Source organism: Seonamhaeicola aphaedonensis (genome assembly GCF_003386195.1).
Lineage (GTDB): Bacteria > Bacteroidota > Bacteroidia > Flavobacteriales > Flavobacteriaceae > Seonamhaeicola > Seonamhaeicola aphaedonensis.
The window spans coordinates 317,278-333,481 of the sequence record NZ_QRDX01000001.1; the positions used below are offsets into that span (position 1 = coordinate 317,278).

The following is a 16,204-nucleotide window of genomic DNA, read 5'->3' on the forward strand; positions in this document are numbered from 1 at the left end:
GAATAAAATATTATTTCAATTTTTCATTATTATGATGCCTATCATGGTCTCGTTTGGCTTTTTTTTCCATTCTTTTATCAAAAGCTTGCTGTAAATCGGTACCCGTTTGATTAGCCAAACACAATAACACAAAAAGTACATCGGCTAACTCTTCGCCGAGATCTTTATCCTTATCACTTTCCTTTTCGCTTTGTTCTCCGTAGCGTCGTGCTATAATACGTGCAACTTCTCCAACCTCTTCGGTGAGTTGCGCCATATTAGTAAGCTCATTAAAATAGCGTACACCATGTTCATTTATCCATTCATCTACAACCTTTTGAGCGTTTTTTATATCCATTATACTTTTGATAAAACTATTTGTTCTGCTTCTTTTTGTATAAATGTATTAAAATATTCCTTTAATGCCTCATAATAAATTGGAGACAAAATAGATTGATTAATTTGTGTCTCAACAGCTACTTGAATAGTACTACCATTACCCATAACATTGTAGCTAAAAGACCCTAGGCTATCTGGCAAAGCAAGAGAAACAGACTCTGGAATACTTTCTATTATGTATCCCTCAGGAATATTAATCAATATCTTATATGAAGATACAGATGGATACCCAAAATCTACTGGAAACTCTCTTTTTTCTAACTTAAAAGGATTCTCAACTGTTCTAAAATGGAATAGCGGTGAAAAATACATTTTATCTCCAATAATGTCAGCTTGATTTTCTTTTAAAAACTTATAAGATTCTGTAACTGGTTTTGATAAATCTGTATCGTTCTTAACCACATAATTTTCAATTTTAATACCATCATAAGTATTCTCTAGTCTTTCTAAAAAATCACTTTTATCTGCTCTTATGTATTCATTTCTAAAAGCTAGTGCCTTATGATTAGTTTTAGTACTTCTATAATTTCCATGAATTGTTCCTTCTTCATCAATCTTCAACATCATAGAAATTAAATTCTTTGATTTTGTCCTAGGATACAAATCAATTAAACCAGAACCTCCATTTTCTGCCGCTATTCTCCCCTGCCAATTCAAAACTCTTAATGGTAAAATATTTGGAATAGAATATTCTTCAGTTGCGTCCAACAAAGCTTCAGAACCATCAGGTAGTTTTACCCAGGTTACCACATAATTATAGCCTTCTCTGGTTGGAAACAATGGTACTCCATGATTTCTAGTACTCACTAAAACAGGATTCGCATTTAAACCTGCATACCGAAGCATAGCGGTTAACATTAAGTTTATGTCACCAGAATTACCTACATGGTCTTTGTAAGCCTTTTTTATATCCTCTGAATAAAAGCCATAATAACCATTCCACTTTACCTGTGACTTAACAAAATTAAAAATCAAAGCAGCCTTTTTTACAGGGTCTGAAACCGAAGCCAACAACGCATCTATATCATTCTTAAAATAAGCAGTTTTTTTAAGTTCGTCACCAAAACTGGCACTCTTGTAAATTCTTTCTACAACATCCTGCCAAGTAGTAGAAAAATATTCTATTGCTGAGTGAGGAAACTTAGTATAGGACAGCTCATACTTAACAGATGCCCTATAATTATTTATATTATTTACGTAAGGCTCATCATTAATAGCCGCAATATTCTCGAGATCATATGTATAGATATCTTTTTTATATTCAATCTCTCCTGTTCTGTAAAGGCTTTTTGTATCCAACTTGGTGTTTTCAGTTATGGGAACCTCAGTTTTATAGAAAAGTTTATCTCTCTTTTCTTCCTGGATAGGCTGAAACACCAAATACCCTTTAGTTCTTGGCTTAAAACTGAAGTACTCTGGCACCTCAAAAATAGCTTCTACCCTTTTTGTTGGAATACTGTGCTGAAAAATAAACTCATCTACATTAGACCAAAACGGGGAGACTATAATATATTTATATTCTACTACACTACCAGACTTTATATTAGGCATTGTAAATTTCACTTCATTTAAGTATTTGCTCACATCTGATTTATACACCTCGTTTTTCTCTAATTTATTCTGAATAACTTTACCGTTTTCAACATTAAAGGTGTACGCTTTAAATTCAGTCATTTTATCTTCTAATACACCATCTTTGTATAAATTCATCTCCTTTGTTGCGTAATCAAACCCATCTTGATTATAGATTTTAATACGTGCGTGCATTTCCGTATGAAGTTTAAAACCATCTGATCTATGATAACTAAAATAGGTATGCCTTTTTTTAAACAAATAAGCGGCACTTGCAGAAGAATCAATAGAACAAACTTTTTCTTCTAATTCCTCTTTTGAAACTTTACCAAATTTATAATTCTGGCCTTCACAAATAAGCGCGAAAAGAAATAAACAAATAAAACTTAATCCCCTCATCTATATTTGTTTTTTGTTTAGCACCACTTGTTCTGCTTCCTTTTGAATAAATGAATTAAAGTACTCTTTTAAGACCTCATAATATATTGGTGATATAATAGACTCATTTATTTGTGTCTCTACCATTATTTGAATGTTGCGCCCACTACCCTTCACCATGTAACTAAAAGACCCTAGATTATCTGGTAACGCTAAGGCTACAGACTCTGGTGTACTTTCTATTTTGTATCCTTCTGGAATATTTAAAATTACTCTATAGGAAGTCACTGATGGATAGCCAAAATCTACAGGAAATTCTCTTTTTTCTAACTTAAAAGGGTTTTCTTTTGTTCTTAAATGAAATAGCGGTGAAAAATACATTTTATCTCCTATGATATCAACTTGACTTTCCTTATTGAATTTATAGGACTCTTGTATTGGTTTAGATAAATCCGTATCATTTTTAACATTATAATCAGAAATCTCTATGCCATTATACCTGTTTTCCAATTTTTCTAAGTAATCATCTTTATCTGCTTCGTTATAACTATTTCTAAAAGACAAAGCCCTGTGGTTTGTTTTTATACTTCTGTAACTGCCCTCTAAAGCTCCTTCCTCATCTATTTTAGCCATCATAATAACGTTATTCTCTGATAGACTTTTAGGATATAAATCAATAACCCCATAGCCACCGTTTTCAGCTACAATTCTTCCTTGCCAATTTAAAGCTCTTAATGGTAGAATATTTGGAACCGAATATTTGTCAGTTCCGTCTAATAAGACCTCAGTACCATCAGGTAGTTTTACCCAAGACACTACATAGTTATAACCTTCCCTTGTTGGAAATAGAGGCACTCCATGCGTTCTTGTACTTACTAAAACAGGATTTGCATTTAACCCAGCATATCGCAACATAGCGGTGAGCATTAAATTAATATCACCACTACTACCTGCATGGTTCTTGTATGCTTTTTTAACATCATCGGCATAAAAGCCATAATAACCATTCCATTTAACCTGAGATTTCACATAATCAAAAATCATCATCATTTTTTCTTCTGCCCCCGATACCGAACCTACGAGTGCATCAATATCATTCTGAAAATAACCTGTTCTTTTAAGTTCATCGCCAAAACTTGAACTTTTATAAACCCTATCTACAACATCTTCCCAAGTAGTTGAGTACGTCTTTACCGTTGAATTTGGAAACTTGGTATAAGAAAGTTCATATTTTGCCGATGCCCTGTAGTTATTAATACTATTAACAAAAGGCTCTTCTTTTAGTGCTGGAATGTCAGTAAGATTGTATTTATTGATTTGAGTATAATATGTTATTTCTGAGCTATTAAACGATGTTGTTACCGCACCATTATATCCACCTCCTGCTAGAGACCTTGCTTTATCTACAAATCTAATAACATCTGTTTTACTTTCTACTGTAGGCGCAACAGATAAAAACCCTTTTGTATTTACTTTAAAATTATAATATTCAGGAACATCAAATTCTGCTTCTAATTTTTTAATTGGTATATCATACTGAAAAATAAACTCATCAACATTAGACCAATATGGCGATGTTATCTGGTACTTATATTCAATAACAGATCCTGGTTTTATATTAGGCATGGTAAACTTTACTTTATTAGAGTATTTACTTGCTTCAGATTTAAAAATGCCATCTTTACTTAACTTTTCAGCTAAAACTTTGTTTTTTTCTATATTGTATGTATAAGCTTTTAAATTAGAAATTTTTTCTTCTCCACTACCTCCTTGATAAAGTCGAATCTGCTTTGTTGCATAGTCAAACCCATCCTGATTATAGATTTTTATACGCTCATGTATATCTGTTTTTAATACAAATCCTTCATCCTTGATATACACGTAATAGCTTCGTCTGTATTTATATAAATAAGCGGCGTTTGCTGTTGAGTCTAGAGAACAAACCGTTTCTTTAAGCTCTTCTTTTGAAACTTTTCCAAATTTATAGTCTTGTGAAAATATCAAGTTTGTAAAACATAGAACAAATACAATTAGTAAAACTCTCATGGTATATTATTTTTTAATTAATGCTATTTTGGCGTTGTCTTGTTTTGAAACCTCTTTATAAAAGTCTCTAAAGGCTTTATAATCTTCTTTTGGAAAATATCCATCTGCGATGGTAAACTCCCTGTTGTATATTAAAGTGTTTTCATCCTTAACATTTAATTCCATTTTGTAACTACCATATTTATTTTCTATCAAAACATTTTCTGGCTGAGATTCAATTTTATAATCACTTGGTAGTTTAATCTCTACTGTGTCAACATCTTTAAAACCCCTTTTTATGTGAAGTGGCAATTTTCTGGATCTATATCTATCTGGAATATGTCTATTTCTGTTTAAGGCATTTAGGGTTAAAAGCATCCGGTCTCCTACAATTTTGGAATAGTTTGATGCACTAAAGCTTATATCTTCAATAAACTCAATATTATTTCTGTCATTATTAATCTCAATATTGTCAATACTAAGCCCGTTAATATAACCCCAATGTTTTTTGTAATGCGTATCTAAATCTCTACTCGTTTCAGTTTCCAATAAATATTTATCATCATATTGAATGCCTCTTGAAACCACTGTTACCTTAGCTTCTATTGAACCTTCATTTGAAATATTACATAGGCCTTTTATGGTTTGAAGACTTTCATCCACTTCGTATTTTGTTGTATGTTCAATTTTACCACCGTCGGGGGTAATTACAAGTACATCTCTATCGTCAGTAAAATCACCAATAAAACCAAATGGTAATTTCTGGCTGGTACACTCTAGCCATATATCTTCGCCGTTTTCTTGAGGTATGTTTAGTATGGCATGATTTCCTTGCATAGAAGCAAAGTCACTCTCCATACTTCTTTGCGAACTTCTAGCATACAAAACGGTGAAATATGAGTCTACCCCTACGGCTTTTAAAAGCGCCATGGTGTAATTGGTTAACGCTTTACAGTCTCCATAACCAAGTTCATCTACTTTCGAAACATTAAAAGGTTTCCAACCACCAATACCCACTTGCACACTAATGTAGCGCACCTTATCTTGAACATATTGATATACTATTTTTGCTTTCTCAACATCACTTTTAGCTTCAACAACCAGACTTTGTATTTCTTCTAATGTACTTTGTGGCAAATCCTGAGTATCTTTTATTAAGTCATGGTACATCCACTTTCCAAAATCTTCCCAATTTTCTACATGGGCACTTACACCCTCTAAAGTAAAATCATTGGACGCCACTAAAATCCTTGGTAATATTGCAGAAAGTGACGGACTAAAATCTTCGGGTTTAATAGCCTCTATATCCTTTACCTTAAATGACAAGTAATTATCCAGTTCAACTTTTTCTAAGTTTATATCATTGAGGTTTAATTCTTTAGTCCTAACTTGAATATCTGAAGGATAACTTATACTATATGAGCTTTTCTCTACACTTAAATAATAATCATTAAGTGGGTAAAAAGATTCAATAAATGCCGTATTTTCATCTACATACTCACATGAAACCTCTATGGTATAAGGATAACTTATGGGTGTATATTCTAAATATTTCAATCTTGAATCTGAGTACAAAGTTCCACCATCCACAGCACTAACATCTTTAAAATCTTTCTTCTTTATCTTTTTAGTTTGCCTACCAAAAGCATCAAAAACTAAAGCTTCTAGACTAATGATTCTCTTATTATCATCATAATATAAATAAGCATCTACATTATCATTTCCTTGTTTGTTAAGCACTGTAACTACACGTTTTTGAATGACATGCATTTCACTTGAAGACCTTAAAGTTATATCAACACTTTGTTCTCTGACTACAGCATTGGCATTTTCCTTAAGATTATTGGGAATGGTTAAGCTGATATTTTTTTGTGAAAAAACGCTTAGTGTTACAAGCAAAACACTTGTAAATAATTTAACTCTCATAAAGTAAGTTGATAGTTTTTGTTGGTTAAATGTATTATAATAATTCTCAAAAAATCATGAGAAAAATCAGGTTTGTTAGTTAGCATTAGATCTTTAGTGTTAAACTAAAAATCCTACACAATATATAAGAAAATAAAATGAAAACAAAAGATCTGTTTGATTGATTGTAATAATGGTATTAGAAAAGTATAATTCAAAATAGTTAACAAATTGAAAATCTAGGAATTAATGCGGTAAGTATCTCCATCTATTCTCTATCTTTAGAATCAATAATAATGGTTACTGGCCCATCATTAACCAAACCTACTTCCATCATAGCTCCAAATTGACCAGTCTGTACTTTTTTTCCCAAATCTGTTTCTAATTGCTTGATAAAGTTTTCATACAATGGTACTGCAATATCTGGTTTGGCTGCTTTAATATAGCTTGGCCTGTTTCCCTTTTTGGTAAGTGCATGTAGGGTAAATTGACTCACAACGATAATATCTCCACTCACATCTTTAACAGACCTATTCATAAGTCCATTGTTGTCACCAAAAATGCGAAGGTTTACAATTTTGTTTGTTAGCCAATTTATATCCTCTTGAGTATCATCTTCTACTATCCCCAATAAAATTAAAAGACCATGCCCAATAACAGCAGGAATTTCTTTTCCTATGGTTACACTGGCTTTAGATACCCTTTGTAATACTACCTTCATTCTACCTCCCAATTATCGGTTCTATAATTGTCATCATCTCCTTGTAGAATTTGCAAATAACTGCGGTATCTAGAAAAAGCTATTTCCTCCTTATCAAGTGCTTTTTTTACGGCACACTTGGGTTCTTGTATGTGTAAACAATTATTAAATTTACAATCTTGTTTTAGGGCAAATATTTCAGGAAAATAGTCTCCTACTTCTTCTTTATCCATATCTACCACTCCAAAACCTTTAATACCAGGTGTGTCTATAATTTTTGCATTAGCATCAAGATCATACATTTCAGCAAATGTTGTAGTATGTTGCCCTTGCATATGCAAGGTTGAAATCTCTTTTGTCTTTAAATTCAAATCTGGTTGAATGGCATTTACCAAAGTTGATTTACCAACTCCTGAATGACCAGAAAACATACTTACTTTGTCTTTCATTAAGGCTTTTACCTTATCAATATTTTTTCCTGTTTTAGCTGACACACCAATACATTCATACCCTATTTTTCGGTAAACATGTGCTAAATATTTCACCTCTAAAAGGCTTTCCTCATCATAAGTATCAATTTTATTAAACAGTAAAACGGTTTTTATGGAATAGGCTTCGGCAGTTACCAAAAACCGATCTATAAAACTGGTTAAGGTTGGCGGGTTGTTAATGGTTATCATTAAAAAAACCTGATCCAAGTTTGCCGCAATGATATGCGTTTGTTTTGACAGGTTTACAGATTTACGGACTATGTAATTTTTTCTATCGTGAATGTTGTGTATAATTCCAGACTCAACATCATTTACTTTTTCTAATTCAAAATCTACTATATCTCCAACAGCAATGGGATTAGTACTTTTAATACCTTTAATTCTGAATTTACCTTTAATACGGCATTGGTAAGTGTCTCCTAACTGTGTTCTTACAGTGTACCAACTTCCTGTAGATTTATAAACAAGTCCTGTCATATTCAATTCAAAAATAAATTAAATTATCCGTTTTTTTTAGTAAGAATAAGTTTATATTGGTGTTTGAATTTTTTAAAAAAAACACCAACATGAAAAAATTATTATTCTTAATTCTGTTATTTACCATTTCATTAAATGTTAAATCTCAAACCAACCTTTATGAAAACCCCGAATTTGACAAGATAGCTAAGTCACATAAAATCATTGCTGTAATACCTTTTAAAACACAAGTAAAACTAAGACCGAAGCAAATGAAGGATATTACGGATGAAAAGCTATTTAGAATTGAAAAATCTGAAGGAGAAAGTATCCAAACAGCAATGTATTCTTGGTTTTTAAAAAGAAAGAAAAGAGGAAAACTTCAAACTTTAGAAGTTCAAGATCCAAAAGTCACAACAGCTTTACTGAAAAGAAATGATATTAGTTATGCTAATATTACAGAGTTCACTCCTCAAGAATTAGCCACAATACTTAAAGTTGATGCCGTAATCTCGGGAGAATATGAAACTAACAAACCAATGTCAGAAGGAGCATCAGTTGCACTTGGTTTACTTGTTGGATTTTGGGGAAGTACCAATAGTGCCATTATTAACATGAGTGTACACAATGCTGAGGATGGCGTTTTATTGTGGAATTACAATAAAAAAGTTAGAGGTTCAATTGGTAGTAGTCCAGAAGATTTAATAAATATTTTAATGAGAAAAGCTTCGAGAAGATTATCCTACACAAAAAACGATTAGAATAACAAAAAGCCTCACTTAAGTGAGGCTTTTCTTTCTGTTTATATGTAAAATAATTATCCGTTTATGATCTTCTCTTGATGATTGATAGATTCTTGGTGAATAGCTTTAAACATTTTCAAAACAAACTCTTCACTTAAACCATGATCTTGACCTTCCAGTACCATTCTACCTAAAATTTCGTTCCAACGTTTACTTTGTAATACCGCAACATTTTTCTCTTTTTTAAGTTTACCAATGCCATCTGAAGCTTGCATACGCTTACCAAGCATATCAATAATTTGATTATCAATAACATCAATTTGCGCTCTCAGATTATCTAATTTACTATTGTATTCTGCTTCAGGATCTGCTTCCTTTTTCACTTTTAAATCGCGCATCATTTGTATTAACATATTTGGAGTGACTTGTTGAGAGGCGTCACTCCATGCATTTTCAGGATCGTGATGTGTTTCAATCATTAAACCATCAAAATTAAGATCTAAAGCAATTTGAGAGATATCAAAAACCATATCTCTTTTTCCTGTAATATGCGATGGGTCATTAATTAACGGGATGTCTGGAAATTTATTTTGAAACTCAATAGCCATTTGCCATTCTGGATTGTTTCTGAATTTGGTTTTCTCATAGGTAGAAAAACCTCTATGGATAGCTCCAATGTTTTTAACACCAGAACTATAAATTCTTTCAATACCTCCTAACCATAATGCTAAATCTGGGTTTACAGGGTTTTTGATTAAAACTGGTTTTTCTGTTCCTTCTAGTGCATCTGCAATTTCCTGCATTATAAATGGAGACACTGTAGAACGCGCCCCAATCCAAAGCATATCAATATCATGCTCTAAAGCTAATTTTACATGTGCTGCATTGGCTACCTCTGTACATACCTTCATACCCGTTTCGGCCTTTACTTTTTGTAACCACTTTAAACCTAGTGCACCAACACCTTCAAACATACCAGGTCTTGTTCTTGGTTTCCAAATACCTGCTCTAAAATAATTTACATCAGTATCTTTAAGCTCGTGAGCTATTTTTAAAACCTGTTCTTCGGTCTCGGCACTACAAGGGCCTGCAATTACTAGTGGATGGTTTAACTTCAAATCATCTAACCATGCTCTCATTTCTTTGTTGTTTTCCATAATTTTTGATAAAATTTCAAGCTTTAAATTCCAAAATCCAATACCTTAAAATGCTTTTTGGAATTTGGGATTTTATTATTGTTTTTTGTGTTAATTAATTCCGTTTAATATGTCTTTAATATGATTGGTATCCTTCATCTCATTATAAATAGCTTCAAAATCATCTTTTTTCATCAACTCTTTAAAATGAGTAAGGTTATTTATATACTCGTTTAATGTTTCTATAACATTGTCTTTATTCTGTTTAAAAATGGGCGTCCACATTTCTGGCGAACTTTTAGCAAGCCTTACTGTTGAAGCAAATCCACTACCGGCCATATCAAAGATATCACGCTCATTTTTTTCTTTTTCAATAACTGTCTTCCCTAACATGAAAGAGCTTATATGTGATAAATGTGACACATAAGCAATATGTTTGTCATGTGCTTCAGGATTCATATATCGAATGCGCATTCCCAGAGATTTAAAAATCTCTAGTGCTTTTTCCTGAAGTTTGAACGCCGTTTTCTCTACCTCACAAATGATGTTGGTTTTACCTTCAAATAATCCACTAATAGCAGCACTTGGGCCAGAGTGCTCAGTACCCGCAATGGGATGTGCCGCTAAAAAATTTCTTCGCTTGGGATGGTTTTCAACCACTTTACAAATAGCTTGCTTAGTGGAACCAGCATCTATTACCAATGCGTTATCAGAAATCTTATCTAAAATGGCTGGCAATAATTTTACAGTAGCATCAACAGGAATGGATACAATAACCAAATCTGCCTTGACAATATCATCTAAAGTTGCTTTCTTATCAATCAGCCCTAAATCTAATGCCTCCTCTAATGTTGAATCCTTTCTACTAATACCATGGATAACCACATTAGGGTTTTGCTGCTTGATATCTTTAGCAAGACTACCTCCTATTAACCCTATGCCTATAAAGTAAATATTCTTCATGCTACTTAGTAATTCTTGCTATACATTCCTCAATATCTTCTAGAGACGCACAAAGCGAAAACCTAATGTAACCTTCACCTTGACTACCAAAAATAGTGCCTGGTGTAATAAAAATATGATTGTTTTTCAACACCGTATCTATAAATTCCTCAGACTTCTGGTTTGCTGACAATTTAGCCCAAACAAACATACCCGTTGCATTTTTATCGTATGTACAATGAAGTGCATCGGCTAGTTTCCAGATTAAATCACGGCGCTTTTTATAAACACTATTCAAAGTAACATACCACATTTTAGAGCATTTCAATGCTTGAATAGCACCTTTTTGAATACCGTAAAACATACCAGAATCCATATTACTTTTAACCTTAAGCACATTACTTATAAGCTCACTATGTCCTAGAACCATGCCTACACGCCATCCTGCCATATTAAAAGTTTTACTCAATGAATTCAACTCCAAACAAACCTCTTTAGCACCTTCTATATTAAGGATGCTCATGGGGTTATCATTAAGCACAAAACTGTAAGGATTGTCGTTAACAATTAAGATATTATGCTGCTTTGCGAAAGCCACTAAACTCTTAAAAGCTATTTTTGAAGGCTGTGCCCCAGTTGGCATATGTGGGTAATTAATCCACATTAGCTTTACTTTGCTCAAATCTAAACTTTGAAGCGCATCAATATCCGGCAGCCAGTTATTAGAAGCATCTAAATTATAAAATACTGTTTTAGCTCCCACCAACCTAGTAACTGATTGATATGTTGGATAACCGGGATTTGGAATTAAAACTTCATCACCTTCATTTAAGAAAGCCATAGAGATATGCATAATCCCTTCTTTACTACCCATTAATGGAAGAATCTCAGAATTAGGATTTAAGCTTACCGCAAAATGTTCTTTATAAAATGTTGCCATGGCTTCTCTTAGTTCTGGCAACCCTTGATAACTCTGGTATTTATGAGCACTAGCATCTTTCAAGCTGTTTGATATAGCTTCAATGACCTTTTGTGGCGGTTGCATATCAGGGCTTCCTATACCTAAATTAATGACCTGCTTACCACTGGCTATCATTTGGTTTACCTCCCTAAGTTTTCTTGAGAAGTAGTATTCTTCTACGGTATGCAACCTGTTTGCTACTTCAATCATAACTTGGCATTTTTATATTCACCCAACACTTTAAGGCCTTCGGCCATTATTTCTATCAATGATTTTGCCTTTTTAAAATCACCGTATTCATTAAAAGTAACGTCAACAAAAAAGGCATATTTCCAAGGTGTTTCAATAATTGGTAACGACTGTATTTTAGTTAAATTCAATTTACAATCGCTCATCACATTTAAAATAGTTGCCAAACTACCTCTTTTATGATTTGCCTCAAACTTAATAGATGCCTTATTAATTTCGTTTTCAAGTACTTCAGAATTTGTGCGCTTTACAATTACAAAGCGTGTTTCATTATGTTTAATAGTTTGAATGCTCTTTCCTAAAATATCCAGTTCAAAAATCTCAGCTGCCAAAACACTAGCAATAGCACCAATACCTTTTAATTGTCCTTCTTGAATTCTTTGAGCTACCTCAGCAGTATCCTTATCTTCTACTAACTTAATATGTGGGTATTGTTTAAAGAATTCTTTACACTGCAACAATGCCATAGGATGAGAATACACCTCTTTAATATCTTCAATAGTTTGCCCAGACAAGGCCATTAAATTATGCTGCACATCAACATAATGTTCTCCTACTATATGCAAATTATATTTATCAATTAATGCATAATTAGGAATAATAGACCCAGCTATGGAATTTTCTAAGGCCATAATTGCTGCATCAGATTCTTCAGAAATTAAAGAATCAACCACCTCATCAAAAGTTAAACATTCAATATTATGAACTGTTTTATCAAAAAATTGTTGTGACACAATATGATGAAATGACCCCTTTACTCCTTGTATGGCAACCGTTTTAATCATAAAAAAAAGTCTCGATTTTCACCGAGACTTATATTTAAATTTATTGTTTTAATTTATACATATAACGCCTCGTTCCTTTAACTAAAAAAGAAGTAATAAAAGCCAAAATATGTATAAACTGCTGTTGTTCTCATAATTACAGCGGCTAAAGTAGTTAATATTTTAAGAAATCAAAATTGTAGAATTAATTTTTTATCGTTTTTTTTGAAGTTTTAGTGATTTTATAGCAAAACTTAGGTTACATTAGATAATCATTTAATTTTGTCTGAAATTTTTATTATGTCTATTAAGGTTGAAAATATTTCTAAATTTTACGGTAATCAAAAAGCCTTAAACAACATTTCTTTTAAGGTTGACAACCCCGAAATTGTTGGTTTTTTAGGCCCCAATGGCGCTGGTAAATCTACCATGATGAAAATTTTAACCACTTATGTAAAACCAGACGTTGGAAACGCAAAAGTTAATGAATACGATATACATAATGAAACCGAAAACGTGCAACTAAGTGTAGGTTACTTACCAGAACACAACCCTTTATACTTAGAAATGTATATTAAAGAGTACCTCTCGTTCAATGCTGGTATTTACAAAGTACCTAAAGAGCGTATCAATGAAGTTATAGAACTCACAGGGTTAACCCCAGAAGTTCATAAAAGAATAGGGCAACTTTCTAAAGGGTATCGCCAGCGTATAGGATTAGCAACAGCACTTTTACATAATCCTGATGTTTTAATTTTAGATGAGCCTACCACGGGTTTAGACCCTAACCAACTGGTTGACATTAGAAACCTTATTAAAACCATTGGACAGAAAAAAACAGTCTTTCTTTCTACACATATCATGCAAGAAGTAGAGGCCATGTGTGACCGCGTTATCATTATTAATAAAGGTAACATGGTTGCCGACAAAAAATTATCTGAATTACGTAAGCAAAAAGAACAAACTGTTATTGTGGAGTTTGACTATAGAGTAGAAGATGCCTTTTTAAAACAACTTCCAAACGTTAAAAAAGTAATTAATACTTATGATTTTGTCTATGAAATTACATTTTCTACCTCAAAAGACATGCGCTCTCATGTTTTTGATTTTGCTCATGATAACCAGCTAAAAATTCTTCAGTTAAATCAAAAAAATGCAAGTTTAGAAAGTTTGTTTAGAGAACTAACACAGTCTTAAACAAAAAAACCTTCTTTCACACATTAGTTAGATTATTGATACTAAAGCAAATCCAAAAAATCAATCTAGTTTTTATTAAAAATCATGACAAAAATCATCTTTACAACAATATTGAGGCTTTAATTTTGTACCGTATTAAAAACAAAGTAAAACAGGGAAGGGTACTTCATTAATCAGGATTTAATAAGGTATCTTTGTAAACAACAAACAGGTATAATGAGCAAAGGAATTTATGTAGCCACTATAGAGTCTAATAGTGGCAAATCGGTTGTAGTCTTAGGTCTCATGCGTATGCTCTTAGGAAAGACTGCAAAAGTAGGTTACTTCAGGCCAATTATTGAAGATGTTGAAGTTGGAGAAATGGACAATCACATCAACACTGTGATTTCTCATTTCGATATAGATATCAACTACAAAAAAACATTCGCATTTACCCGAAGTGAAGTTTTAGACCTTTACAATCAGGGTAAATCTGGAGATGTTATTGATGAGATTATTAAAAAATACAAACGATTGGAAGATCGTTTTGATTTGGTTCTGGTAGAAGGAACAGACTTCTCTCATGAAAACTCTAGTTTAGAGTTAGATATCAACATGTTAATATCTAAAAACCTCGGATTACCTGTCATTATTGTTTTACATGGTGATGGTAAAAGCATGAAAGATATTGTTGATAGTGCTCAATTAGCTCATGACACCTTTAAAGAAGAGGTAGATGTGCTATCAATTATGGCTAATAAGATTAACAAAGAAGATATTGAAGAACTTAAGTCTAAACTAGCTGAACGCATTCATAATGGAACTGATATTAGGGTTATTCCAAAAATTAGAAGTTTAGCTAGCCCAACCATGAAAGAAATTGTTAAAGCATTAGATGCTAAAGTTTTATTTGGAAAAGATATGCTTAACAACCAAGTAGAAAATTTTGGGGTTGGCACCATGCAGTTAAGAAATTATCTAACCAAATTAAAAGATGGTTCTCTTGTTATAACTTCAGGTGACAGGGCAGATATTATTCTAGGTGCCTTACAAGCGCACGCCTCTAAAAATTACCCAAAAATTTCAGGAATTGTATTAACAGGTGGTTTACTTCCTGAAGAATCTATACTAAAACTCATTGAAGGTCTTTCAAGTGTTGTTCCTGTTATTAGTGTTCCTGGAGGCACATTCTCTGTTGCCAACGACATTGGAAAAGTGAAGTCTAGAATTTACGCTGAGAATTCTGAAAAAATTAGAACTTCAATCTCAACATTTGAAAATCATGTTGATACAGATAAGTTGGCAGAACGTTTAATTACTTTCAAATCGGATATATTCACTCCAAGAATGTTCCAATATAATTTATTACAAAGTGCACTCAGAGACAAAAAGCACATTGTACTTCCAGAAGGTTATGACGAACGCGTACTTAGGGCCACGGCTAGATTAGTAAATACCCGTGTAGTTGATATTACCTTGATTGGTGAACAGGAAAAAATACAATCGCTTATTGAAGAGTATGACATCCCACTTGATTTAAACGATGTTAACGTAGTATTCCCCAATCAATCAGAACATTTTGACGATTACGTAGACACCCTTTATGAACTAAGAAAACACAAAGGCGTAAATAGACAAATGGCTCAAGATATGATGGAAGACGTATCATACTTTGGAACTATGATGATTCATAAAGGTCATGCCGATGGTATGGTCTCTGGAGCTGCACATACCACACAACACACATTGCGCCCCGCGCTTCAATTCATTAAAACAAAACCAGGTGTTAACATTGTATCATCGGTGTTTTTTATGTGTTTAGAAGATCGTGTTTCTATATTTGGTGACTGTGCTATCAATCCAAACCCAAACGCTGAACAATTAGCAGAAATAGCTATTTCATCTGCAAAAACTGCTTTAGATTTTGGTATTGAACCTAAGGTGGCCATGTTGTCTTACTCCTCTGGAGCTTCTGGAAAAGGTGAAGATGTTGATAAAGTTAGAAAAGCAACAGAAATTGCCAAGTCTATTGCCCCTGAATTAAAAATTGAAGGTCCTATTCAATATGATGCTGCGGTTGATAAGCGCATTGGAAAAAGCAAATTACCAGATTCTGAAGTGGCTGGTGAAGCCAGTGTATTGATTTTCCCAGATTTAAATACAGGAAACAATACTTATAAAGCAGTACAACGAGAAACAGGTGCGTTAGCAATTGGTCCTATGTTACAAGGTTTAAACAAACCTGTTAACGATTTAAGTAGAGGCTGTACATCAGATGATATTTATAGCACCGTAATAATAACAGCCATTCAAGCTCAAGATCTATAA

Annotated in this window: 13 protein-coding genes; 3 read left to right on the plus strand and 10 right to left on the minus strand. The window is 32.9% G+C overall.

Going from position 1 to position 16,204, the window contains the following annotated elements; genetic code table 11:
• Positions 1–10 precede the first annotated feature (10 nt).
• From DFQ02_RS01460 to rsgA, 6 genes are all read right to left on the minus strand, one after another.
• Positions 11–337 (minus strand): nucleotide pyrophosphohydrolase, encoded by a 327-nt coding sequence (locus DFQ02_RS01460; RefSeq protein WP_116039206.1) that lies wholly within the window; start codon positions 335–337, stop codon positions 11–13.
• The gene (locus tag DFQ02_RS01465; RefSeq protein WP_116039207.1) at positions 337–2,349 is read right to left on the minus strand and encodes a transglutaminase domain-containing protein; all 2,013 of its coding nucleotides are present in this window, start codon (positions 2,347–2,349) and stop codon (positions 337–339) included. The genes DFQ02_RS01460 and DFQ02_RS01465 overlap by 1 nt, the downstream gene beginning before the upstream one ends.
• On the minus strand, positions 2,350–4,374 hold the full coding sequence (locus tag DFQ02_RS01470; RefSeq protein ID WP_116039208.1) for a DUF3857 domain-containing protein: 2,025 nt from the start codon (positions 4,372–4,374) through the stop codon (positions 2,350–2,352). It lies immediately after the preceding gene.
• 6 nt (positions 4,375–4,380) lie between these two features.
• Positions 4,381–6,279: a DUF3857 domain-containing protein gene (locus DFQ02_RS01475; RefSeq protein WP_116039209.1), complete on the minus strand. Its 1,899-nt coding sequence runs from the start codon at positions 6,277–6,279 to the stop codon at positions 4,381–4,383.
• 247 nt (positions 6,280–6,526) lie between these two features.
• Positions 6,527–6,979, minus strand: coding sequence for a D-aminoacyl-tRNA deacylase (gene dtd / locus DFQ02_RS01480; protein WP_116039210.1), 453 nt, complete (start codon positions 6,977–6,979; stop codon positions 6,527–6,529).
• Positions 6,976–7,926, minus strand: a complete 951-nt coding sequence (gene rsgA / locus DFQ02_RS01485) for a ribosome small subunit-dependent GTPase A (RefSeq protein ID WP_116039211.1) — start codon at positions 7,924–7,926, stop codon at positions 6,976–6,978. The genes dtd and rsgA overlap by 4 nt, the downstream gene beginning before the upstream one ends.
• Before the next feature lie 89 nt (positions 7,927–8,015).
• Between rsgA and DFQ02_RS01490 the strand changes: the two genes are divergently transcribed.
• Complete coding sequence (locus DFQ02_RS01490) at positions 8,016–8,666, plus strand: hypothetical protein (RefSeq protein ID WP_116039658.1); 651 nt, start codon at positions 8,016–8,018, stop codon at positions 8,664–8,666.
• Between the two features lie 56 nt (positions 8,667–8,722).
• Here DFQ02_RS01490 and DFQ02_RS01495 read toward each other — a convergent pair whose 3' ends face one another.
• From DFQ02_RS01495 to DFQ02_RS01510, 4 genes are all read right to left on the minus strand, one after another.
• On the minus strand, positions 8,723–9,805 hold the full coding sequence (locus DFQ02_RS01495) for a bifunctional 3-deoxy-7-phosphoheptulonate synthase/chorismate mutase type II (RefSeq protein WP_116039212.1): 1,083 nt from the start codon (positions 9,803–9,805) through the stop codon (positions 8,723–8,725).
• 90 nt (positions 9,806–9,895) lie between these two features.
• Positions 9,896–10,747 (minus strand): prephenate dehydrogenase, encoded by an 852-nt coding sequence (locus DFQ02_RS01500; RefSeq protein WP_116039213.1) that lies wholly within the window; start codon positions 10,745–10,747, stop codon positions 9,896–9,898.
• A 1-nt stretch (position 10,748) separates the two neighbouring features.
• Positions 10,749–11,897, minus strand: a complete 1,149-nt coding sequence (locus DFQ02_RS01505) for a pyridoxal phosphate-dependent aminotransferase (RefSeq protein WP_116039214.1) — start codon at positions 11,895–11,897, stop codon at positions 10,749–10,751.
• Positions 11,894–12,721 carry a prephenate dehydratase gene (locus DFQ02_RS01510; RefSeq protein WP_116039215.1) on the minus strand — a complete coding sequence of 276 codons (828 nt, stop codon included), beginning with the start codon at positions 12,719–12,721 and terminating at the stop codon, positions 11,894–11,896. Before DFQ02_RS01510 ends, DFQ02_RS01505 begins: the two co-directional genes overlap by 4 nt.
• A gap of 279 nt (positions 12,722–13,000) precedes the next feature.
• Between DFQ02_RS01510 and gldA the strand changes: the two genes are divergently transcribed.
• Positions 13,001–13,897 carry a gliding motility-associated ABC transporter ATP-binding subunit GldA gene (gene gldA, locus DFQ02_RS01515; protein ID WP_116039216.1) on the plus strand — a complete coding sequence of 299 codons (897 nt, stop codon included), beginning with the start codon at positions 13,001–13,003 and terminating at the stop codon, positions 13,895–13,897.
• A 216-nt stretch (positions 13,898–14,113) separates the two neighbouring features.
• Positions 14,114–16,204 carry a phosphate acetyltransferase gene (gene pta / locus DFQ02_RS01520; protein WP_116039217.1) on the plus strand — a complete coding sequence of 697 codons (2,091 nt, stop codon included), beginning with the start codon at positions 14,114–14,116 and terminating at the stop codon, positions 16,202–16,204.